Raw genomic sequence first — 22,468 nt, forward strand, 5'->3', positions numbered from 1 at the left:
AGTTTTTGGATAGCCATTGTTCGCAAAACCATGCCGCATGTCGCCGGGTTCGGTTTTCGGGATTTCACGCCGGGGGGCCGCTACATCCGCTACTTTCGCTAGATGGGGCGGGTCTTCAGAGGTCTGTGTAGCGAATGTAGCGGATGTAGCGGGGGTGGGGGGCTGATTTACGATTTTAGCCAGTGCCGCGTGAGGGTTGAAAAGCTTCATGCCACCCTCACGATCCGGTAAGCCAACCGGCGGGCCTGACTGTCGATCACAGCGCCGGGGTCAAGGCGGTGCAACCATCCGTGGTTTTCGAGAATTGTCATCAGCTTCTTGATTGTTACCGTTTCCCTGAGCGCGTTCGGCCCCATAACCACCACGTCACGCGGTACAATGGTTTTCGGATCGCGACCCAGCCCCGCAGCGACACCCGGCCAGCGATCCAGCACCCAGCGGCGCAGTTGCTCAGCCCGGTCGATTTCTTCCGATACCGACGCGGACTCTGCCAGCCGCTTTGCCTCGAACAAATAAAATTGCGCGAGTTCGATTGCATCCGCCATTACATCGGCCTGCACCACAGTTGCGCTCAGATCACTCCAGAGCGTCAGGACGCCCGCGATCCGCGCTGCCTGTTCAGGTGACTTGGACGCGAAGGACTTCACATGCTCCAGTGCGCCGCCAGGGGCCTGCGCCAGTTCGGTACTTTGGTAATATGCGAACAAGAGTGCTCCGGCCTCAGGGGTGAGGCGCAGGGAGCGGGGTTCCAGTTCTTGGGGGTTGGCCTCGCAGGTCGGGAGTGGCTGCGCCAGAATGGCGGAAAGGCGGTCTGACGCAGCTACAATCGCTACATCCGCTACAGCATCGCCCGTTTGCCGCAGGCGGGTGCCAATGGCGCTTGGCGGTTCGGTGATCAGGAACCGTGCCAGGAAGCCTTGGCCGTTTGCGACCTTGTCCGACAACAACGGACGTGCGGCAACCGGCTGCACCATCAGGTGTGCTGCAAGGCGTCTGCCGTAGAGCGTCGTTGCGCCGTCACCTGCGCGCACGCGGTCGATAGCATCCCCACCCCAGAGGCTAGAGAGACCCGCGATTGTCTTGAGGCGGTTATCGCTGTTCATGGCGTGCCCCCCCAGAAAGCCGCCGCCTTCGTCCGAGAACAGGCCAAGGCTCGGCTGCCCGGTCATGTAAAGTTTCACCAGACCTTCCAGCGTCGGCTCGGAAGTGGTCAGCTTGGGCGACAGCGGCATTGCTGGCCCAGCGCCAAGGTTGGCAAGGTCGGCCTCAGCTTCCCGCACTTTCTGCGCATTGCTGGCTGCGGCCTCTTTCACCATGCGATCCCGTTTCGCAGTCCAGAGTTTGTGGGAGCTGTCCCATTCTGTCATGGCTGACCGATAGTCAGCGGCGCGGCTCCGCACAATCTCGCGCAGCCCTGCAATCACCAACTTGTCGCAGGCGCTCTTGCGCTCGCCTGACTGCGCGACTGTGAGGCAAAACAGCGAGACAGGAGAAAAGCCTGCCAAGGTTTCCACATCCGCATGGGCCTGCACCGCTAGGGATGCGACAGACAGGGCCGACTGTGCCGCGATGGCGGCTGGGGCCTGTGTTGCGGCCTGCACGGCCTCTACGCATGCCCTGAGCGGTCCTAGCGCATGGACAGGGTACGCTTCGCCCCGTGGTATCTCACGCATCAGGGGTTGCGGGCCTTCCTCAACATAGGGTGTCGGTTGCAAGACGGTCATGCTGCGACCCCCTGTTGCAGAACGTCGTTCCAGTCCTGCCCGTCTGGGGCTTCCATCATGGCAACCTGCCAGCCCCGCGCTATGGCGGTATGAGCCAGCGATGCAGTTGCGCTGCGCCCTGCCGGGTCGCCGTCTGAGGCAAGGATCAGATCACCGGGCCGCGCGGGCAGGGTCAGCCCCCTGATCCCGCTGGTGGACAATCCAGCCCAAACCGTATGCGGCCCGCTCAAAAGCCCGCTCAGGAGGCTCAGGCCCGTCTCGACGCCCTCGCACACCACAAGAGGACCTGTCGTCTCTGACAGGCGCACTGCCCCGCCTGCGCATGGGCCCAGCATCATCTTTGCCGATTTGTCCAAGCGCTGTCCTTTCTTTGTGAAAAAGGTGCGATGCACCCCGCCCGTCGGGGCGACGTTGCCGATCATTGCGGCGCAGTAGGTGCCACTTGGACCGTGGTAAGCGTCGGGCAACCAGCGCAGCGTGTCGGGAAGCGGACAGGTGATACCCCGTCCCCTCAGATACGCCTCGCCATTGGTGCCATGAATGGACTTGGCTTGATCCCAGAGGGATTGCGCCTTTGCCCGCGACTTCGCGGCCTGCGCATTGCGCAGACGTTCGGCCTGTTCAGCCGCCGTCCGGTCAATCTCAACGTGGCCGGGGGTGATCCCGGCCGCTGTCAGAATGTCCTTGAAGTCGCAGCCGCTCTTTTTGCAGTGCAGCAGCAGTATCCCAGCCTTGGCACCAATTGTGAGCGCATTTTGATCTTTGCGTTGTGCGGACTGGCAGACCGGGCAAGGGGCAACCCCATAGCTGCGGTACCACCTGCCGCCAAGGTTTGTGGTCAGTCGAGCGGGGTCGATCATGTCGGTCATGTCGCGCCCCCCGAAACCTGACGCAAATAACGCGCGATTTGGTTCAGTATTCCGCCCATCAACCGGGCGTTGTCGGGGCGGGGGTACACTATGAGGCTCCGCGCTGGATCATTGCGAAAAGTCATTGGGCGGACTCATCTAGGCCATGTCCAAGCAGGAAGGCGTCCATGGATTGTTCGCACCAGTATAGCCGTCCGCCGAGCTTGATGGGCTTGGGCAGCCGTCCTGCTGCAAGGTCCAGATAGATCGACGACCGGGCGCGGCCGCCAAGCTTATCCCTCAGTTGCGTAAATGTGAGGTACTTGCGCCCACAATATTGTTCGAATTTTGCATTGGCTTTCATCATGACCATCCGTTGTTGTATCGGCTGGTCCTAAGTTGCCTTATCGAATGCTAGCCTGTCGTACCCGAAGTATTCCGGATTACTTCGGAAAGTTCAGGAGCGAGCACAATCTGAAGGCTTTCGCCTAGTTTTTTCTCTTCAGAATAGATTTCGAGAACCCGTTTATATGAGCGCGGAGCCATGAGAAGTTGCTTGTTTGCAAGCGCAACGGCATCACTTGCAGATTCACACGTCTTGCTTGTGGCGTTTCGGGTCGGCTTCATTCCCTTGTCTACGAGGAATTGGACTGCGCAATAGATCTTAAGTCTCCTCACTTCCTTCGTAGGCTGGGCCCGTGGGCGTGGCGGAGGTGTCACTTCTCCACGGAGGTAGCCGCTTAGCCAAAGCTGAAGGCTCCTTGGGATTGGCCACCCGAGCTCCATAACATTTGCAACACCACGGCTGAGGGCAAGAAAGCAAAAGTAATCGGTTTCGGCATACTTTATTAGTTCTTCCGGATCCTCTAGCAGCATTGATGCGCCGTAGTTCTCTGCCCGGTACTCTGTATATCCAGCGTCATCGGTTGTGTCGCACTGGTTGGCGCGCCAAGAGGCCAACCCGTCAAGAGTTGTCCGGTCGCTTTCTGAGTTGCCGGACAGGTGCGGGGCGATCATAAGCTTTGCAATTTCAATAGCTTGCTCAAACGTGGGGGGATTCATCTGGCCACCATCGAGATTACCTGTCCTGCTCCCCCGGTCACATGATCCGCCCAGCGATCAAGCAACAGCCGACGCTGCTCAATAAAGTCCGTGCGGCGGTACGCTCTCTGGACCGATGTACCTGCCACGTGGGCCAACATCGTTTCTGCAACTTCGTGCGGGGCGTCCGTGGTTTCGGCCAACCAATCCCGCAGGCTCGACCTGAACCCATGCGGGCGTTCAGTCATGCCACGCCGCTCCATCAGACGCGACATGGTCGCATCGCTGATCACACCCCTGCGTACGGACGGAAATAGAAATCCCCCCCGCTCAAATGGCTTTGCCAAGTCGATAACACGCAACGCCTCTTCCGAGAGGGGAACCCGAAAGTCTGCCGTTCTGCCGATTTGACCTTTCATGATATCCCCTGGAATAGTCCAGACGTTCTCCTCAATCTGGCCGAGTTCCAGAAAACGAACCGGCTTCGAGCGAACGCCCGTCAAGATCAAGAGACGGAGTGCGAGGTGCGCAACAGTCGCTTCGGAAAGGCTTTCATAGAATTCGGGGACTTTGGTCCATGGAAGCGCAGGAATGTTCTTCACCTTGTGACGGGACTTCCCAAGGAGAGCTTTTGCTTTCAAGGTCGCCTGAAGATCGACATCCAAGCCAAGCGCGGCTGCGTGCTTCAGGACGAGGCCTAGTCGGTCCATCGCCTTCTTCGCCGTCTCGGCCTTGGTGTGCCAGATTGGGGTCAGAACATCACGGATATCGCGCTGGTCAATCTCCTCGACTGGTACACGGCCAAGCTTTGGTAAGACATGAAGCTCAAGCGGCGAGAACCATCGGCCTGCCTTGCCGTCGCCCTTCAGCTCCGCCTTGCGCGCTTCGAAAGCTTCCTCGGCAATCTTTCGCAGAGTATTGTCCACACGCTCTAATTCCCGGGCGCGCTTCGCGCGTTCCTTTATGGGGTCCACTCCGCTTGCAGCTAATCCACGCCATTGATCGGCCAGATCGCGTGCTTGCTTTAATGAAACATCGCGAACGCCACCCAGGCCCATTTCCCGTCGGCGCCCGTGGACCGTGATTCGCAAAACCCACTGTGCACCGCCGTCTTCGCGTTTGTGCAACCAAAGCCCGGCTCCGTCTCCATGCTTACCTACCGCAGCTGATTTTACGAAAGATGCTGATAGCTTATGCTTGCTCCCCATGTTTTATCCACCCTATTATCCCCCTCAATATATCGGATACCCTCGGACGAACCAAGACAGCATCACACATGAAAAATATGTAAGTATGAAGTATTGGACATGTATCGGACACCATCGAGCATCAACATATAGCAATTCAATGCCCTTCACCCGCACCAACTTTTGTTATGCTACCGCGCGGAGCGCTACTTGGGTACAGGTTTGGTTTGAGGTTTGTCCTCTCACCTGCACCATCTTCTAACGTGCCAGGCCAGCGCGCGGCGAAAGTCCGAAATCAGGCCCGCCCGGACCTCGGCGACTAAACGCAAGCCGGGCCATCGCCTGCCCGGGGTGGGCGATACCACTTATGTTCATGGCATTTTATCTTTCTACCATGATGAATCCCATCGGGGCACCCCCAGCCACACCAAATCGCCCGCCCGACCGGCGGGCAGGCGATGGCCCGGCGCCTTCGGCTTGTTCCGGGCTTTGGGTGCCACTGATCAGCGCCAGCACCCCCCAAGGCTCCCGGCTTCAGACCGAGGACAGGCGCGCCCCGGCGCTGCGCCAGCCGGGCAGGGTGTCGTCAAGGTAGCCGGAAATCCCGGTCAGCCCCGCATCCTGCAGGGCAGTCTGCATCTGGCCCAGCACCCTTGGCATGAACCGCAGGTATCCCGGTTTGCCGTCGCGTTTGTTCAGGCGGGGGAACAGCCCGGCAATCCGCGTGTGCCGCTGCGCGCCCAGCAGGTGATAGCGGTGCAGGATCCCGGCATCGGGTCCCATTCCTGCCGGGGCGGCGGCCAGGTAACGCTCCAGCATGCGCGCCTCCAGCCCCGGTGCCAGATCGCGCCGCGCATCCTGTAGCAGGGACAGCAGATCATATTCCGGCGGTCCCAGCACGGCATCCTGAAAATCCAGCAACCCGCAGCGCGCAACGCCCTGACGCCCGGGCAGGAGCATCAGATTGTCGATGTGAAAATCCCGCAGCACCAGCGCATCCTGCGCGGCTTCCAGCGGGGCAAGGGCCTCATGCCAGAGCGCGCGCCAGGGCGCATCGAAACCGGCCACCGGCAGGTCGGGGCGCAGGGCGGGCATGAACCATTGTGAAAAGATGCTGACCTCATCCAGCAGCGTGGCGACATCATAGCGCGGCACAAGCACCTGGACCGCCTGCGGCGCGGCATGCAGATGCAGCAATGCGTCGATGGCAAGTTCGTAAAGCGCCCCCTCATCCGCGCCCTGATCCAGCAGTGCCCCATAGGTCGCGGTGCCGAAATCCTCGATCAGGGCCAGGCCCTTGTCCGCATCCGTGGCCAGCACACTTGGCGCGCTCAGCCCAAGGTCGCTCAGGTGCCGGGCCAGCCGGACAAAGGCGGCAAAACCGGTCGGATCTTGACGATCCTCCATCAGCAGCAGGTCCGCCCCGTTGATCCGCAGATACCGCCGGGCAGAGGCATCGCCGGGCAGGGGGGTGAGCACCGCCTGGCCGTGGCCATGACGGGCGAGAAAGGATTGGTGGTCGGGCTCTGATGTGCTCATGGGCGCATATCGGACATTTTGCGCCATGCTTGCAAGCACCACAAATGCAAACGGCGCCCCGGATCGGGGCGCCGCTTTTTTCGTATTCAGACCCGGATCAGGCGAGGTCGAAGCGGTCCGCTTCCATCACCTTGGTCCACGCCTTGACGAAATCGGCGACAAAGGTGTCGGCCGCATCGTCCGCGCCATAGACCTCGGCCAGCGCCCGCAGCTGCGAGTTGGAGCCAAAGATCAGATCGGCGCGTGTCGCGGTATGGGTGACCTGGCCGGTCTTGCGGTCCGTGGCCTCGAACACCTGCTGGCTGTCGTCGACGGCTTTCCAGGTGTGGGTCATGTCGAGAATGTTGACGAAGAAGTCGTTCGTCAGCGTGCCGGGCTTGTCGGTAAAGACGCCATGCCTGGTGCCGCCGTAGTTTGCACCCAGCACCCGCAGGCCGCCCACCAGCACCGTCATTTCGGGTGCGCTCAAGGTCAGCAGCTGCGCCCGGTCCACCAGCAGTTTCTCGGTCGGTACGGCGAATTCCGCCTTCAGGTAGTTGCGGAAACCATCCGCCTGCGGCTCCAGCACGTCAAAGCTTTCCGCGTCGGTCTGCTCGGCGCTGGCGTCCATGCGGCCGGGGCGGAAGGGCACTTCGAGGGTGTGACCGGCTGCTTTCGCCGCCTGTTCCACGCCGACATTGCCACCCAGCACGATCAGGTCCGCAAGCGAGACCTTCTTGCCGCCGGAGGCGTTGTCGTTGAAGTCGGCCTGGATGGTTTCCAGCGCGTCCAGCACCTTGGCCAGCTTGGCCGGTTCGTTGACTTCCCAGTCCTTCTGCGGGGCCAGACGGATGCGCGCGCCATTGGCACCGCCGCGCTTGTCCGAGCCGCGGAAAGTGGAGGCCGAGGCCCAGGCGACCGAGACCAGTTCAGCGGTGCTGAGACCCGTTGCCAGGATTTTCTCCTTGAGCGCCGCGATGTCGCCCTGATCGACCAGCGGGTGATCCACGGCCGGGATCGGATCCTGCCAGATCAGGTCTTCCGCCGGCACTTCCTTGCCCAGGTAGCGGGTTTTCGGACCCATGTCGCGGTGGGTCAGCTTGAACCAGGCGCGGGCATAGGCATCGGCAAAGACATCCGGGTTTTCAAGGTAATGCCGGGCGATCCTGGCATATTCCGGATCGACCTTCATTGCCATGTCGGCGGTCGTCATCATCGGCTGATGTCTGCGGCTGCCGTCATGGGCATCCGGCACGGTCCCGGCCAGCGCATCGCCTTTCGGCTTCCACTGGTTGGCACCCGCGGGGCTTTTTGTCAGTTCCCATTCGTTGTTCAGCAGAGTCTCAAGATAGGACATGTCCCAGGTCGTCGGCGTTGCGGTCCAGGCGCCTTCGATGCCGGAGGTGATGGCGTGCACGCCGATGCCGCTCTCAAAGCTGCTTTTCCAGCCGAGCCCCATGTCTTCGATGGCGCCTGCTTCGGGTTCGGCACCCACCAGGCTCGCATCGCCCGCGCCATGGGCCTTGCCGAAGGTGTGGCCGCCCGCAGTCAGCGCCACGGTTTCCGCGTCGTCCATCGCCATCCGGGCAAAGGTTTCGCGAATGTCATTGGCCGACAGCTGCGGATCGGGGTTGCCATCGGGACCTTCGGGATTGACGTAGATCAGGCCCATCTGCACGGCGGCCAGCGGGTTTTCCAGGACGCGTTCGCCGGAATAGCGGCTGCCGGGCTTGTCGGAAGTGGCGAGCCATTCCTCTTCGGTGCCCCAGTAGATGTCTTCTTCGGGTTCCCAGATATCTTCGCGGCCCCCGGCGAAGCCGAAGGTCTTGAAGCCCATGGTTTCCATCGCGACGTTGCCGGTCAGGATCATCAGGTCGGCCCAGGACAGGGCGCGGCCATATTTCTGCTTGATCGGCCAGAGCAGGCGGCGGGCCTTGTCCAGGTTGCCGTTGTCGGGCCAGGAGTTCAACGGTGCAAAGCGTTGCGAGCCGGAGCCGGAGCCGCCGCGCCCGTCACCGGTGCGGTATGTCCCGGCGGAGTGCCAGGCCATGCGCACGAACATCGGGCCGTAGTGGCCATAATCCGCAGGCCACCAGTCCTGGCTGTCCGTCATCAGGTCGGCGAGGTCCTTCTTGACCGCATCGAGATCCAGCTTCTTGAACTCCTCGGCATAGTTGAAGGTGTCGCCCATCGGATCGCCGAGCGGGGAATTCTGGTGCAGAATCTTCAGGTTAAGCTGGTTCGGCCACCAATCCTTGTTGGAGCGCATGTCAAAGGTCGTGTGCTTGCCACTGCCGTGCATGACGGGGCAGCCGCCCTTTTGGTCGATATCGTTGCCATCCATTTTATGTCTCCTCAGGTTACGGAATTAGAATCGTTATAACCCGGCAGGCAGGGATTTATAAGTTGGATTTGCTGATTGCATTGATAGTCTAAGGTTATGAAGAATCTTACCATAAGACAGTTTCGTTATTTTGAGGCGATTGCCGAACAGCGCCATTTCGGCCGTGCGGCCCAGGTCTGCGCGATTTCGCAACCCGCACTTTCCGCCCAGATCAAGGAGATGGAGACCACCCTTGGCAAACCGCTGTTCGAGCGGGGGCCAAGACAGGTGCGCCCGACCGCCTTTGGTGTTGAATTTGCAGGCCATGTGCGCGCGGTGCTGGAACAGGTCGAGGCGCTTGAGAATTTTGCCCGCGAGGCGCAGGGCGATCTTGCGGGGCAGTTCCGCCTTGGCGTCATTCCGACAATCGCGCCTTATCTGCTGCCCAGGCTGATCGGCCCGCTGACCGCAGCCTATCCCGGCATTGACCTGCATGTCCGCGAGACGCTGACATCGCGGCTGGTGCAGGAATTGCAGGATGGGCGGCTCGATGCGGCGATCGTGGCGCTGCCGGTCTCTGTGCCCTCGCTGACGGAGGTGCCGGTCTTTTCCGAGCGTTTTGTCTTTGTCCGGCCCGAGGCCGCTGCCGGCCAGCCGGCGCCAGGCGGCAGGGATCTGGCCGACATGCGGGTGCTGCTGCTGGAGGAGGGCCATTGTTTCCGGGATCAGGCGCTGGCTTTCTGCAACCGGCCCGCATCGGTCCCGCGCACCGGTCTGGACGGCAGTTCGCTGGCAACGCTGGTGCAGATGGTCGGCGCGGGGATCGGGGTGACCGTGATCCCGCAGATGGCGGTGCGGGTGGAAACCCGTTCGGCCGCGGTGGATTGGGTGCCCTTTGCCGGACCGCAGCCCAAGCGCACCGTGGGCATGATCTGGCGCAAGGCCAGCCCCCTGACCCGGCACCAGGCCGCATTTGCCCAGCTGGTGCGACAGGCCGCCGGGGATGCGGCGGATATCCGGCCCGAAGAACGCCCGCAGGTCTGAAACCGGGACGGTTTGCCTAAAATCCAATGCATTCGCGCCGCGCCGGAGCCGGGGATGCCCGCATCCGCGTTAAGCGGGTCGTAAGACATGGGTCCCTATGGTTCAGCATCATCGCCCGAGGCCGGGCCGAATCTGTTCTTCGAAGGGAAAATGTCAATGTCAGAACCGGCAAAGAAGCCTGCCCGCGTTCATCCGATGCGCAGCCTGTTTTTCAAGACGGCTCTTATTGTGGCGATTTGCGCCATTGGCGTTGTGGCCGCGATCGAGGTGATCAATATGCGGACCGCACAGGCGCGCCTGCACGATACGATCATGACCCGCGCGACGGAAATGACGGATCTGCTGGCCCTGCAACTGGGCGGGGCCATCAAATTCGAGAATTACGACGCGCTGTCGGAAATCGTGGTGGGTACGCTGGAACACTCCAGACCGGACGCGGTTGCGGCCGCCGCAGTCGATGCGGCGGGGGCCGCCATGCAGGCCGTTCAGGGCCCGCCGCCGGAGCCAGAGTTGCTTGCCTTTGCCCGCGAGGCAATGAAAACTGGTGAACCGGTCGTGGACCGGAACCGGCTGATCATGGCGACGCCAGTCCTTTTCGGAGACCAGAGCCTGCCGGTCGGTGCCATCGCAACGCGCTGGACAGACGAATTCATTCTGGCAGACTACAGGGCTTCGGCCTTTCAAAGCCTTCTGGCCGGGCTGCTGGCGCTGCTTTGCGCGCTGGCCGGCGCGTCCTTTCTGCTGCACAAACTGATCACGGCACCTCTCAACGTACTGGGCCGTTCGATGAAATCTGTGGCGCAGGGGGATTATGAAACCGCTGTCCCGCATACCATCCGCCGGGATGAGATCGGCCTGATGGCCACCCAGCTGGAGGCCCTGCGCGCGGTGCTGCGCGAGGCAGATGCAGCAGCCCATGAAACCGCATTCAAGAGCGCGGCATTTGCAGGGTCTTCGGCCTCCCTGATGATGGTGGATCGTGATTTCCGGGTGATTTTTGCCAACCCTGCCTGCGAGGAACTGGTAAAGGCCAATCTGGAAGAACTGGCAAAGGTATGGCCGGACCTGCAGGGCCAGACCTTGATCGGCGGCGACCTGCGCAATTTCCAGCCCCTGCGGGATGCTGTTGCACAGGTCGAACGTGGCGGCCTGCGCGGCGGAACAGAGACCGCCAACGAGATGGTGCAGATGGGCGACCGCCTGCTGCGGATATCGCTGAATGCGGCGCTGGGGCAGGAGGGGGAGATGATCGGCTGCGTCATTGAATGGACGGACCGGACTGATGCGCAACGCAACGCTGCATTGCACCATGCGCTGGATTCGAACCAGCTGACGGTGGAATACGACCTGAAGGGCAAGATACAGGACGCAAACCAGAACTTCCTTGACCTGATTGACGGGACCAAGGAAGACACCCGCGCGTGCAACCTGGCCTCGATGTTTGCCAAGAACCTCGACGGCGACCACGATGGCAGCAAATTTGTCACAAAGGTCATTTCCGGAGAGCCCATGCGGGGCCGCTTCAACGTCTTTAGCGTCCATGCGCAGAAGACCTTTGTGATCGACGGCAGTTTCGCCGTTCTGACCGACCATAAACGCAAGCCGCACAGGCTCATCTTCCTGGGCAGCGACGTGACGGAGCAGGACCGGGCCATGCGTGCCGCCGAAGCCGCCCGCGAGCAAAGCGCCGCAGAGCAGGCCAATGTGGTCAGCCTGCTTGGCGATGCGCTGAACAAGCTGGCCAATGGCGATCTGCGGGCCGATCTGACCAGCGATATGCCCGCCTCTTACGAAAAGCTGCGCCGCGATTTCAACGGCACGGTCGAATCCCTGCGCGAAGCGATGTCGGCGGTCATGCACAATGCCGATTCAATCCGCAACGAGATTGCAGAAATCACCTCTGCGGCCGACGACCTGTCGCGGCGGACCGAGAAACAGGCGGCAACCCTTGAGGAAACCGCCGCGGCGCTTGATGAACTGACGGTGTCGGTGCGATCGGCCGCCGAAGGTGCCGACGATGCCAGCAGCATGTCCGCCGAAGCGCAGAAAAATGCCCAGCAGGGCGGAGAGATCGCGCGTCAGGCCGTGGCTGCGATGGACGGCATCAGAACCTCTTCGCAGGAGATCTCGAAAATCACCTCCGTCATCGACGATATCGCTTTTCAGACCAATCTGCTGGCGCTGAACGCGGGTGTCGAAGCCGCCCGCGCCGGTGAGGCCGGGCGCGGTTTTGCCGTCGTCGCGACAGAGGTGCGGGCCCTCGCGCAACGCTCCTCGGATGCCGCGCGGGAGATCAACGCGCTGATCTCCTCCAGCGGTGAACAGGTCAGCCAGGGTGTCGATCTGGTGGACCGCACCGGCTCCGCCCTTGCCGCCATCGTAACTTCCGTGTCTGAAATCTCCAACCGGGTGTCGAACATCGCCACATCGGCGCGGGAGCAATCCAGCGGGCTGGCGGAAATCAACACCGCCGTCAACGAGTTGGATCACGTGACCCAGCAAAACGCCGCCATGTTCGAGGAAACCACCGCTGCCAGCCATGCGCTGACCGCCGAGGCCGATGCCCTGGCGGCTGCCGTGGCGCGGTTCCGGCTGAACGGCGAAACCCCGGGCGCAACCGCACCCAGGCCCGCCGCCGCATCGGTGCCCATGACCCCGCCGCGCGCCGTGGCTCCGGCCACCCAGGGCAATGCGGCGCTGGACATGTCACAGGACGTGGATGCAGACGGATGGGAAGAATTCTGAGGCGCGCAGGCGCAGGTCGCCCACCTCGCCGGTCAGGCGCTACCGGATGATCCGGTCAGCTTCAGGAAACGAAAATGCGGGCAGGCGGGTCAGTCCCGTTTGCCCGCAAACCGTTCCGCCCAGGCTTCACGCTCTTCATCGGTGATCTTTGCAAACAAGACCTCCGGCACGTCAAAGCCATGTCCCGGCGGCAGCGCGGCGAGGGCGGCGGGGACGTCATCGGGCCAGACCGGGGCCTCAACCCGCATCGCGGCCAGCAACCGCGCCGCGGCATCGGGGATGAAAGGGGCCGACAGTGTGGCATAAAGCGGGATCAGGTTCAGGGCCAGCCGCACCTGTGCCGCCGCCCTGTCCGGGTCGGTCTTGAACACGGACCAGGGGGCCTGTGCCTGCAGGTATTCGTTGCCCGCCGCCCAGATCGCACGCAATTCGGCGGCTGATTTGCGCACCTCCACCGCATCCATCTGCGCCTGATAGCGTGCGACGCGCGCGGTGATATCCGCGATCAGCGCCTCTTCCTCCGGGCCATAGCTGCCTGCTTCCGGCACCGCCTCGCCGAACTTGGAGCGGCAGAATTTCGTGATCCGGCTGACGAAGTTGCCCAGCACATCGGCAAGGTCCTTGTTCACCGAAGCCTGGAAATTCTCCCAGGTGAATTCCGCATCCGAGGTTTCCGGCGCATGGCTCAACAGCCACCAGCGCCAGTAATCTGCCGGCAGGATCTCAAGCGCCTGATCCATGAACACCCCGCGCCCCCGGGAGGTGGAGAACTGCCCCCCGTCATAGGTCAGGTAGTTGAAGGACTTGATGTAGTCGACGAGCTTCCAGGGCTCGCCCGACCCCATGATCGTCGCCGGAAAGCTGAGGGTGTGGAAGGGCACGTTGTCCTTGCCCATGAACTGGGTATAGCGCACGTCATCGGCCCCCTTGTCGGTGCGCCACCAGCGCTCCCAGTCGGACCCCTTGCCCGCGTCCACCCATTCCTGGGCGGAGGCGATATATTCGATCGGCGCATCGAACCAGACGTAGAACACCTTGCCCTCCATCCCCGGCCAATCGGCATCACCGCGTTTGACCGGCACGCCCCAGTTCAGGTCACGGGTGATGCCCCTGTCCTGCAGCCCGTCGCCGTCATGCAGCCATTTCTTTGCAATGGAGGTGGTCAGCACCGGCCAGTCGGCCTTGGCATTGATCCAGTCGTTCAACTGATCCTTCATCTGGCTCTGGCGCAGCATCAGGTGCTTTGTCTCGCGCATCTCAAGGTCGGTGGCGCCCGAGATCGTGCTGCGCGGATTGATCAGCTCGGCGGGGTCCAGCTGCTTGGTGCAATTGTCGCATTGATCGCCGCGCGCATCCTCGAATCCGCAGTTGGGGCAGGTCCCCTCGACATAGCGATCCGGCAGGAAACGCCCGTCGGTGGGGGAATAGATCTGTTCCTGGGAGACTTCCTCGATCAACCCGGCATCTGCCAGCACACCCGCGAAATGCTGGGTCAACACGCGGTTCTGCGGCGACGAGGACCGCCCGAAATGATCGAAGGACAGCCCGAAGCCTTCGGCGATGCGCGCCTGCACCTGATGCATCTCGGCGCAATATTCGGCCACCGGCTTGCCTGCCTTGGCGGCGGCCAGCTCTGCCGGGGTGCCATGTTCATCGGTGGCACAGAGAAACAGAACCTCATGCCCCCGGCCGCGCAGGTAGCGGGCATATAGGTCGGCGGGCAATTGGCTGCCCACGAGGTTTCCCAGGTGCTTGATGCCGTTGATATAGGGGATCGCGGAAGTGATGAGATGTCGGGTCAAGGGGCCGGCCTTTGGTCAGTGAACAGCGCTGCTTTATCAGCACCGCATGCCGCATGCCAGCCCGTCAATCGCGACGCTGGTTGTCGCGGGCGCGACCCGTGAGCCGTCCGATCAGGAAGCTGGTGCGCGGCGCATAGACATAACGTGTGCGTTTCGCCCCGGTCCGGCCCCTGTGCATCCGCAGCAGGCCAAAGACCACCAGCACCCCATGCCCGACCGAGATCATCATGAAAAGCGCGGAAGGCCCGAAATTCTCGATCAGCACCGAGGCGATATAGGGGGCAAAGATGGCCCCGGCCGCGAACCAGAACATCAGCGCGGCGGAAAGCTCGACCCTTTCGTCGTCGCTGGCAAAGTCATGGGCATGGGCCGCGGCCACCGAATAGATCGGAAAGGTGGTCAGCCCGAACAGCCCGGCGGTCAGGAAGATGCCCACCGTCCCCAGCCCGGCGGAAGAGACCGTGACCCCGCAGGCCATCATCGCCGCCACCGAGAGCCAGATCAGCACCCAGCGCCGGTCGAACTTGTCGGCAAGCCAGCCCACCGGCCATTGCGCAATAGCGCCGCCAAGAACGAAGGCGGTCAGAAACCAGGCGATCTGTGCCGCACTCAGCCCGACTTCCTGGCCGTAGATCGGGCCGACCATCCGGAAGGATGCGCTCGACAGGGCCGCGACCACGACGCCGGCCGCGGCAAGCGGGGAGCGGTCAAAGGCCAGCCGTGGCCGCAGACGCGGCTGGCTTGGTGTTTCGGGCTGCCGCACCGTGGACAGTGTAATCGGCAGCAGGGCGGCACAGCAGACAATCGCAAGGATGTTGTAGGAGACATAGGACGCGGGTGCGAGGATGCCGACGATCATCTGCGCGGCCATCGACCCGGTCATGTCCACGATCCGGTAGATGCCCATGGTGCGCCCGCGCGTTTCATTGGTGACCTTGGCCTGCAGCCAGGCCTCGATCACCGTATAGCAGCCCGCCACGCAAAGCCCCGAGGCGACGCGCATCAATGTCCAGGCAAAGGCATCCACCACCAGCATATGCGCCATCAGCCCGATGGAACCGGCTGCGGTAAAGGCGGCAAAGGCGCGGCTGTGGCCCACCGATCCCATCAGGCGCGGCGCCCACCAGCAACCGATGAAGAAGCCCAGGAAATGCGCGGAGCCGAGCAGGCCGATTTCCTGCCGCGAAAATCCCAGGACAGTGCCGGACAACACATCAAGCGGCCCCACGCCGCCAGAGGACAGCTGCAAAAGGATGACCGAGAAAAACAGGGCGGCAAATGAAATCAGCAAACGCATGGGGCATCATTGGTCCATCCTTGCGCCCAACCCAAGCCGAAACCCGACAGTGCGCGTCGCATTTCAGGGTTTGGTCCCGAAATCTTAATCTTTTGTGAGAAAGTTATGGTCACCTGCCGGGGCATTGACGCTTGCAGCCGGATTGCTGCCGGGTAGTCTGCCCGCCAAACAAGGGGACGACGATGCAAAAACGGAAATTGGGCGGCAGCGACCTGGCCGTGACAGACCTGTGCCTGGGGTCGATGACCTGGGGCACGCAGAACACCGCCGAAGAGGGGCATGACCAGATTGATCTGGCGCTGGATGCGGGGGTGAATTTCATCGACACCGCAGAGATGTATCCGGTCAACCCGATCCGCGCCGAGACCATTGGCCGGACCGAACGGATCATCGGGCTGTGGTTCGAACGCGACAACCGGCGCGCGGAAGTGGTGCTGGCCACCAAACACTCCGGCGAAGGCATGGCCCATGCCCGCGACGGCGCGCCGATTTCGGCAGCGACGATCCCGGCCGCCATCGAAGGGTCCCTGCGCAGGCTGCAGACCGATTACATCGACCTCTACCAGTTTCACTGGCCGAACCGGGGCAGCTACATGTTCCGCAAGAACTGGGATTTCGACCCCTCCGATCAGAACCGCGCGGAAACCATCGCCCATATGGAGGACGCGCTGGGCGCGCTTCAGGCCGAGGTGAAACGCGGCACGATCCGTGCCTTCGGGCTGAGCAATGAAAGCGCCTGGGGCATGAGCCAATGGGCGCATGTGGCCGACCGTATTGGCGGGCCAAGGCCGGTTTCGGTGCAGAATGAATATTCGCTGCTCTGCCGTCTGGCCGATACCGATGTGGCAGAGGCCTGCATCAACGAAAACATTGATCTTTTTGCCTTTTCCCCCCTGGCGGCGGGCCTTTTGACGGGCAAATACCAGGGCGGTGTGGTGCCCGAGGGCTCGCGCATGGCGCTGAACGGCGATCTGGGCGGGCGCAAGACCGAGCGGGTCTTTGACGCGGTTGACGCCTATCTGCAGGTGGCGCGGGATCACGATCTGGACCCGGTGCAGATGGCGCTGGCCTGGTGCCGGGCGCGGCCTTTCATGGGGTCGGTGATCTTTGGCGCGACCAGCACCGCCCATGTGGAACGCGCGCTGGGCGCGGCGGATCTGACGCTCAGCGATGAGGTCAACGCGGCGCTGAACGCGGTCCACAAGGCGCATCCGATGCCCTATTGAGGCGACCTGTCGGATGCAGGGTGTCGAATGCCGCGCATTTCCGCCTCTTGGGGGCGAGTTTTCTGAATCTCGTCAGCGGATCGTGCCAGGCATTTCCGACCCAAACCAGACTTCAGGCGTAGTATGGGGCAAGGTTAGGTGAGCGGGACTTTGCTGCCATGTCCGACATTCGAAACAGGTCGCGCCCGAACCGAGGGGTGGGCGAGTAGCGCCCGCCCCGTGGGGGCGGTTCGGGCGCTGCCAAAGCTTTGCTTTGGCAATGGGTCCTTACTTTGAGAGCACAGGTTGGCCTCCTTCCCGCCCTTCGCCGCATTTTTCACGAATGACCGTTTGGCCCTGTCGCGTCCTTCGGAGGCATCGCTGCGCTCCGGGTCAGCGATGTGACGCAAAAGTCGGGTTTGCCTGGCATCTGACATACGGGCGGAATTTTGGAAAATTCCGGCCCGATTTTTTGAAAAAATCGGCTAGCCTGGCTTGCCTGTCCGCTGTCGCATTTGGCTTGCCGACATCTGGAACCGCGTCCTGAAGGCCCGCGCAAAGCTGGCCGGAGAGCCGAAACCGGTGTTCAGCGCGATCTCCTGCAGCGGCAACCGGGTGTCGCGCACCAGCCGTTCCGCCTGTGACAGCCGCAGGGCAAGGTAATGCGCCTGCGGGGTCACCCCCAGATGGGTCCGGAACTGCTGTTGCAAGGCCCGGTCGGAAACCCCAAGGTCCGCCGCGATGTCCCGCAGGGGCAGGGGCGTTTCCAGCGCCGCCTCCATAAGCTGCTGGGCGCGGGCGGTCAGCCGGGAATGGCGCGGGTTCTGGGCGCGGCTTTGCGGGCGCGGCGGCGCCGGGTCAAAGATGAAGGCGGTGGCGATGCGCCCGGCCAGCGTTGCACCGTGCCGGTCCCCGATCAGGTGCAGCATCATTTCCAGCGCCGGGGCCGCCCCGGCGGAGGTCAGCCGTTTGCCACTGACCTGATAGCGGGTGTTGATCAGCTCAACTGCCGGAAAGTTATGGGAAAACCCTTCGAAATCCTCCCAATGGGTGGTGGCGCTGTGCCCGTCCAGAATACCGGCCCGCGCCATCACCCAGGGGCCGCCGTCGATCCCGGCGACAATCGCGCCCTGCGCCGCGATCCGGCGCAGGCTGGCGGTCAGCTGGGGCGTGGTCTGCGCCTCCACCGCAAAGCCTGCGACGATGATCAGCAGATCGGTGGCAGGCATCTTGTGGATCGGTGCTGCGGGAATTTCCAGACCGCTGGTCAGCTGCACCGCCCGGTCGCGCGGGGTGGCGAAGTGCCATTCATACAGCGGCCGCCCCGCCTGCCGGTTTGCCGCGCGCAGCGGATCGACCGCCGCGGCCAGGGTGAGCGTGTTGCAGCCGTCGAGAACCAGAAGGGTGGTATGGGTGATTTCTGCGGATTTCATCAATCATCCTTCGTATTGTGCAAAGCGTGCTTTGCCAAGTGTCGTCATGATCGCGGCAAGCATCAGAAAGGACCATGCCATGCCGCTGACTATGAACCAGGAGGTGTTCATCACCTGCGCCGTGACCGGATCGGGCAGTACCCAGGACCGCAGCCCGCATGTGCCGCGCAGCCCCGCCCAGATCGCCGAGAGCGCCATTGCGGCGGCCAGGGCCGGGGCCGCGATCGTGCATTGCCATGTGCGCGAGCCCGAAAGCGGGAAACCCAGCCGGGATCTGGCCTATTACCGCGAGGTGACGGAGCGGATCCGCGAATCCGAGACCGACGTGGTGCTGAACCTGACCGCCGGCATGGGGGGCGACATTGTCTTTGGCCCCACCGAACACCCCATGCCCCCGATTGCAGGCACCGACATGATCGGCGCTTCCGAACGGGTCCAACACATCGCGGAATGCCTGCCGGAGATCTGCACGCTGGACTGCGGCACGATGAATTTCGCCGAAGCCGATTACGTGATGACCAACACCCCCGGCATGCTGACCGCCATGGGGTCGATGATGACGCATCTTGGCGTCAAGCCCGAGATCGAGGCCTTTGACACCGGTCACCTTTGGTACGCCAAGCAGCTTGTGAAGGACGGTGTGCTGGACGCGCCGGCACTGGTGCAGCTTTGCATGGGCGTGCCCTGGGGCGCGCCGGACGATCTGAACACCTTCATGGCGATGGTCAATAATGTGCCGGAAGACTGGACGTTTTCCGCCTTTGCGCTGGGGCGCAACCAGATGGCCTATGTCGCCGCCGCGGTGCTGGCGGGCGGCAACGTGCGGGTGGGGCTTGAGGACAACCTCTGGCTCGGCAAGGGGCAACTGGCGGAAAACTGGCAGCTGGTCGAACGGGCCGGGACCATCATCGAGAACATGGGCGCGCGCATCATCGGCCCGGCAGAGGTCCGCGAGAAGCTGGGCCTGACCAAACGGGCGCCCAAGGCGTGAGGCCTTTGCGCGTCATTGCGCTTGGCGGCATTCTGGCGCTGGGGGCCTGTGCGGCAAAACAGGCGGGCTATCCCACTGGCACGCTGCCGCTGCGCAACCCGACGGCCCCGCTGGGCGGCAGCGCGCGCTTCGATCCCGGGCGTTTTTCCGGTGACTGGGTGACACGCGCCTGCATGGGGCCCTGCGTGCCATCGGTCAGCTTTACCCAAAGCCTGACCGGCGCGGTCTCCGAAAGTGACGCGCGGGGCAGCCGCGCCTATCTGCCGGATGCGCCGGGCGTCCTGCGCGCGACGGCGGGCGATGATGTGCTGGTGGTGATGTGGGTTGACGAGGGGTTCCGCACCGCCGCCGTCGGTCTGGCGGACGGCAGCCGCGCCGCGATCATCGACCGCAGCCCGACCGGCGGGGCCGACCGGATCGCAGCGGCGCGCGAGATACTTGATTTCAACGGCTGGGACGTCAGCCAATTGCGGGGGGTGGCACAATGATCGGTGTTCTTCTGATTGTCGGGGCTCTGGCCTTTGGCGCCTTCTGGGTTGGCGGCATGGTGCTGGGGGTGCGTGACACGCCGCCCTTCGGCTGGAGCGTCAGGGCCTGTGCATCGCTCTGTGCGGGGATGGCGCTGGCGGGCGTGATTTTGATGGGATTGAACATATGACCAAGACGGCAGCAATCATCGGCGGCGGTGTGATCGGCGGCGGCTGGGCGGCGCGCTTTGCGCTGAACGGCTGGAACGCGCGCGTGTTCGATCCGGACCCGGAAGCGGCGCGCAAGATCGGCGAGGTCATGGCCAATGCGCGGCGGTCCCTGCCGGGGCTGACCGACGTGGCGCTGCCCGCCGAGGGGGCGATCACCTTTCACGACAGCATCCATGAGGCGGTCGAGGGCGCGGCCTGGATCCAGGAAAGCGTGCCGGAGCGGCTGGACATCAAGCACAAGACCTTTGGTACGATCCAGCAGGCCTGCGATCCGGCCGCGGTCATCGGCTCCTCCACCTCCGGCTTCAAGCCGAGCGAGCTGCAGCAGGGCGCGGCGCGGCCCGAACAGATCATGGTCGCCCATCCCTTCAACCCGGTCTATCTGCTGCCGCTGGTCGAACTGGTGCCGGGCAACGGGATCGACGGGCCGATGGTGGACCGGGCGAAAGAGATCCTGACCGGCCTGGGGATGTATCCACTGCACCTGAAAAAGGAAATCGACGCCCATGTGGCGGATCGGTTTCTTGAGGCGGTCTGGCGCGAGGCGCTGTGGCTGGTCAAGGACGGCATTGCCACGACCGAGGAGATCGACAACGCCATCCGCTATGGTTTCGGCATCCGCTGGGCGCAGATGGGCCTGTTCGAGACCTACCGCGTCGCCGGGGGCGAGGCGGGCATGAAGCATTTCATGGCGCAGTTCGGGCCCTGCCTGCAATGGCCCTGGACAAAGCTCACCGATGTGCCGGAGTTCACCGAGGAGCTGGTGGATCTGATCGCGGGCCAGTCGGACGCGCAATCGGGCGCGCATTCGATCCGGGAACTGGAGCGCATCCGCGACAACAACCTGGTGACCATGATGCGGGGGCTGAAAGCGCAGGACTGGGGCGCAGGCACCCTGCTGAACGCGCAGGACAAGGCCATGCGCTCCGGCACCGCCCTGGGGGCCCGGGCAGCAGACCTGCCCGCCGATGCTCCGGTGCTGACCGCGCGGCGTACCGTGCCGCTGGACTGGACCGATTATAACGGCCATATGACGGAATCGCGCTATCTGCATGCCTTTGCCGATGCCACCGACCGCTTCATGGAGATCATCGGCTGCGATGCGGCATATATCGCCTCGGGTGGCAGTTATTTTACCGCCGAAACCCATATCCGGCACCTGGACGAGGTCCATGCCGGGGCGGTGATCGAGATCCGGACCCGGGTGATCGCCGGGGCGGGCAAGAAGATGCATCTGTTCCATGAGATGACGGAGGGTGACAGGCTGCTGGCCACGGGCGAACATTTCCTGCTGCATGTCTCGCTGGAGACCCGCAAGCCGTCAGTGCCGGGGCCGGCGATCGAGGCGGCGCTGCTGCGCTTTGCCGAAGGGCATGGCGCCCTGACCCGGCCCGATGGGCTGGGCCGGGCCATCGGCGCGCCGCGCTGACCCGGGGGGCAAAGTCCCCGGAGGGCGCGCCGGTGCAGGCCGTGACCAAAAGGCGCGCGCTGCGCGCGCATTCGATTATGGGTTTGCCGCTTCGGGTCTCACCGTCCCAGAGGCCCGGAGCCGCCCGCGATTGATCCCCGGTCTGGCACCGCGCCGCCCGTCCCTCCAGCAAAATAGCCGTCTCCCCGCGATGCGGGGCCCCTCGGCGATTTTGCCGGACCGCCGGTCTGCGCCGCGCCGTCCCGGTCTCAAGCGAGGGCGGCTCCGGACCAGAGGCGGGTCAGCGGATCAGGGCGCGCATCTCGCTCAGCTGATCGGGGAAATCGCGGGCGGTGTTGGAGGCTTCGCGCACGAGGGTGTCGAAGTCCTGGGTGAAAATGTCGATCCGGGCGCGGTCGCGGAAGGCCATGTAGTGGCCGCCGGTATAAAGGACCGCGATGAGCGGGCCGAAGATGGTGATCGGAGCGGAATAAAGCCTGCGGGCGTCGAACTGGTAGAGCCGCAGCCGGGGGTAAAGCTGCCGCGAGAGCCGGATCATATGGTCGCATTGTGCCAGACGGACGGGAGCGGGCAGGCCACGGTAATAGCCTGTGCCACGCACAAAGCAGTCCAGTTCATAAAGCGGCAGGGCGATTTCATATTCGGAGGTGGCGTCCAGCATCAGGTCGAGCCGGTCGCGCGAGGCGTTGATCGCCTGTTGCGCGGTGCGGCGCAGGTGGGGACCATATTCCCAGGCCAGCATGTCGTCGGTTTTCAGCATGTCGGGCAGGGCGGCGGGGACGTGGCGGATCTTGTAACCCCGTGCCTCCTGGTGCCAGACAAAAAGCTGATCATCGACAAAGGCGCGCGGGGCCTGTGACATGGAGATGCTGTTGGACATCAGATCGGCGGCGGATTCAGGGCGGTCCGAAATGCCCAGAAGCCAGTCGGCAGAAACGCCGAGCACCTGGGCGCAGGCACCGACAACATGGCCGCCGGGCAGGCGGGCGCCATGGTCCGAGAGCGCCTGTGACAGGGTGGAACGGTCAACGCCGATGCCGCGTGCCAGCGCGCTCTGGCTGATCCCGGCGGTGCGGATCGCCTGTGCAAGACGGGTGCGAAAGACCTGGGCACGTGTCGATTTGTTGTCTACCTTAGGCATGTGTTAACTTTTATCACCAATTGCAAGCTTTGTTCATCATTA

At 63.2% G+C, this 22,468-nt stretch carries 18 protein-coding genes; 7 read left to right on the plus strand and 11 right to left on the minus strand.

Annotation, left to right across the window (positions count from 1 at the left end; translation table 11 throughout):
• Positions 1 to 206: 206 nt before the first annotated feature.
• From ACWNZ3_RS06735 to katG, 7 genes are all read right to left on the minus strand, one after another.
• Positions 207 to 1,724, minus strand: coding sequence for a YfjI family protein (locus ACWNZ3_RS06735; RefSeq protein WP_496901630.1), 1,518 nt, complete (start codon positions 1,722 to 1,724; stop codon positions 207 to 209).
• Positions 1,721 to 2,593 (minus strand): DUF7146 domain-containing protein, encoded by an 873-nt coding sequence (locus tag ACWNZ3_RS06740; RefSeq protein WP_496901631.1) that lies wholly within the window; start codon positions 2,591 to 2,593, stop codon positions 1,721 to 1,723. Before ACWNZ3_RS06740 ends, ACWNZ3_RS06735 begins: the two co-directional genes overlap by 4 nt.
• A 121-nt stretch (positions 2,594 to 2,714) precedes the next feature.
• Positions 2,715 to 2,936 (minus strand): helix-turn-helix transcriptional regulator, encoded by a 222-nt coding sequence (locus ACWNZ3_RS06745; RefSeq protein ID WP_496901632.1) that lies wholly within the window; start codon positions 2,934 to 2,936, stop codon positions 2,715 to 2,717.
• 50 nt (positions 2,937 to 2,986) lie between these two features.
• Positions 2,987 to 3,634, minus strand: coding sequence for a hypothetical protein (locus tag ACWNZ3_RS06750; RefSeq protein ID WP_496901633.1), 648 nt, complete (start codon positions 3,632 to 3,634; stop codon positions 2,987 to 2,989).
• A complete protein-coding gene (locus tag ACWNZ3_RS06755) occupies positions 3,631 to 4,821 on the minus strand; it encodes a tyrosine-type recombinase/integrase (RefSeq protein ID WP_496901634.1) in 1,191 nt (396 codons plus the stop codon). The genes ACWNZ3_RS06750 and ACWNZ3_RS06755 overlap by 4 nt, the downstream gene beginning before the upstream one ends.
• A gap of 513 nt (positions 4,822 to 5,334) precedes the next feature.
• Entirely contained in the window at positions 5,335 to 6,339 is a 1,005-nt protein-coding gene (locus tag ACWNZ3_RS06760) for an aminoglycoside phosphotransferase family protein (protein ID WP_496901635.1), read from the minus strand.
• A 97-nt stretch (positions 6,340 to 6,436) separates the two neighbouring features.
• Complete coding sequence (gene katG / locus ACWNZ3_RS06765; protein WP_496901636.1) at positions 6,437 to 8,662, minus strand: catalase/peroxidase HPI; 2,226 nt, start codon at positions 8,660 to 8,662, stop codon at positions 6,437 to 6,439.
• 96 nt (positions 8,663 to 8,758) lie between these two features.
• Here katG and ACWNZ3_RS06770 point away from each other — a divergent pair, with 96 nt between their 5' ends.
• Both ACWNZ3_RS06770 and ACWNZ3_RS06775 read left to right on the plus strand, forming a co-directional pair.
• Positions 8,759 to 9,685 carry a hydrogen peroxide-inducible genes activator gene (locus tag ACWNZ3_RS06770; protein WP_496901637.1) on the plus strand — a complete coding sequence of 309 codons (927 nt, stop codon included), beginning with the start codon at positions 8,759 to 8,761 and terminating at the stop codon, positions 9,683 to 9,685.
• A gap of 156 nt (positions 9,686 to 9,841) precedes the next feature.
• Positions 9,842 to 12,430: a methyl-accepting chemotaxis protein gene (locus ACWNZ3_RS06775; protein ID WP_496901638.1), complete on the plus strand. Its 2,589-nt coding sequence runs from the start codon at positions 9,842 to 9,844 to the stop codon at positions 12,428 to 12,430.
• A gap of 89 nt (positions 12,431 to 12,519) precedes the next feature.
• Here the strand turns inward: ACWNZ3_RS06775 and metG are convergent, their stop codons facing one another.
• Positions 12,520 to 14,232: a methionine--tRNA ligase gene (gene metG / locus ACWNZ3_RS06780; protein ID WP_496901639.1), complete on the minus strand. Its 1,713-nt coding sequence runs from the start codon at positions 14,230 to 14,232 to the stop codon at positions 12,520 to 12,522.
• Positions 14,233 to 14,296: 64 nt separating this feature from the next.
• A complete protein-coding gene (locus tag ACWNZ3_RS06785) occupies positions 14,297 to 15,529 on the minus strand; it encodes an MFS transporter (protein ID WP_269365519.1) in 1,233 nt (410 codons plus the stop codon).
• 182 nt (positions 15,530 to 15,711) lie between these two features.
• On the opposite strand from ACWNZ3_RS06785, the gene ACWNZ3_RS06790 reads away from it, so the two are divergent.
• Complete coding sequence (locus ACWNZ3_RS06790) at positions 15,712 to 16,755, plus strand: aldo/keto reductase (protein WP_496901640.1); 1,044 nt, start codon at positions 15,712 to 15,714, stop codon at positions 16,753 to 16,755.
• A gap of 464 nt (positions 16,756 to 17,219) precedes the next feature.
• Here the strand turns inward: ACWNZ3_RS06790 and ACWNZ3_RS06795 are convergent, their stop codons facing one another.
• Positions 17,220 to 18,167: a GlxA family transcriptional regulator gene (locus tag ACWNZ3_RS06795; protein WP_496901641.1), complete on the minus strand. Its 948-nt coding sequence runs from the start codon at positions 18,165 to 18,167 to the stop codon at positions 17,220 to 17,222.
• A gap of 79 nt (positions 18,168 to 18,246) precedes the next feature.
• On the opposite strand from ACWNZ3_RS06795, the gene bcoG reads away from it, so the two are divergent.
• From bcoG to ACWNZ3_RS06815, 4 genes are read left to right on the plus strand one after another with little or no spacing between them, the layout of a single operon-like run.
• Positions 18,247 to 19,158, plus strand: a complete 912-nt coding sequence (bcoG, locus tag ACWNZ3_RS06800; RefSeq protein WP_114273172.1) for a 3-dehydrocarnitine:acetyl-CoA trimethylamine transferase BcoG — start codon at positions 18,247 to 18,249, stop codon at positions 19,156 to 19,158.
• Positions 19,159 to 19,163: 5 nt separating this feature from the next.
• Positions 19,164 to 19,646 carry a lipocalin/fatty-acid binding family protein gene (locus tag ACWNZ3_RS06805; protein WP_496901642.1) on the plus strand — a complete coding sequence of 161 codons (483 nt, stop codon included), beginning with the start codon at positions 19,164 to 19,166 and terminating at the stop codon, positions 19,644 to 19,646.
• A complete protein-coding gene (locus ACWNZ3_RS06810; RefSeq protein ID WP_496901643.1) occupies positions 19,643 to 19,816 on the plus strand; it encodes a hypothetical protein in 174 nt (57 codons plus the stop codon). Before ACWNZ3_RS06805 ends, ACWNZ3_RS06810 begins: the two co-directional genes overlap by 4 nt.
• Positions 19,813 to 21,285: a carnitine 3-dehydrogenase gene (locus ACWNZ3_RS06815; protein ID WP_496901644.1), complete on the plus strand. Its 1,473-nt coding sequence runs from the start codon at positions 19,813 to 19,815 to the stop codon at positions 21,283 to 21,285. Before ACWNZ3_RS06810 ends, ACWNZ3_RS06815 begins: the two co-directional genes overlap by 4 nt.
• Positions 21,286 to 21,565: 280 nt before the next feature.
• On the opposite strand, the gene ACWNZ3_RS06820 is transcribed toward ACWNZ3_RS06815, so the two are convergent.
• Positions 21,566 to 22,426, minus strand: coding sequence for a helix-turn-helix domain-containing protein (locus ACWNZ3_RS06820; RefSeq protein ID WP_496901645.1), 861 nt, complete (start codon positions 22,424 to 22,426; stop codon positions 21,566 to 21,568).
• Positions 22,427 to 22,468: the final 42 nt, after the last annotated feature.

This window comes from Sulfitobacter sp. IGS-18, assembly GCF_059628195.1.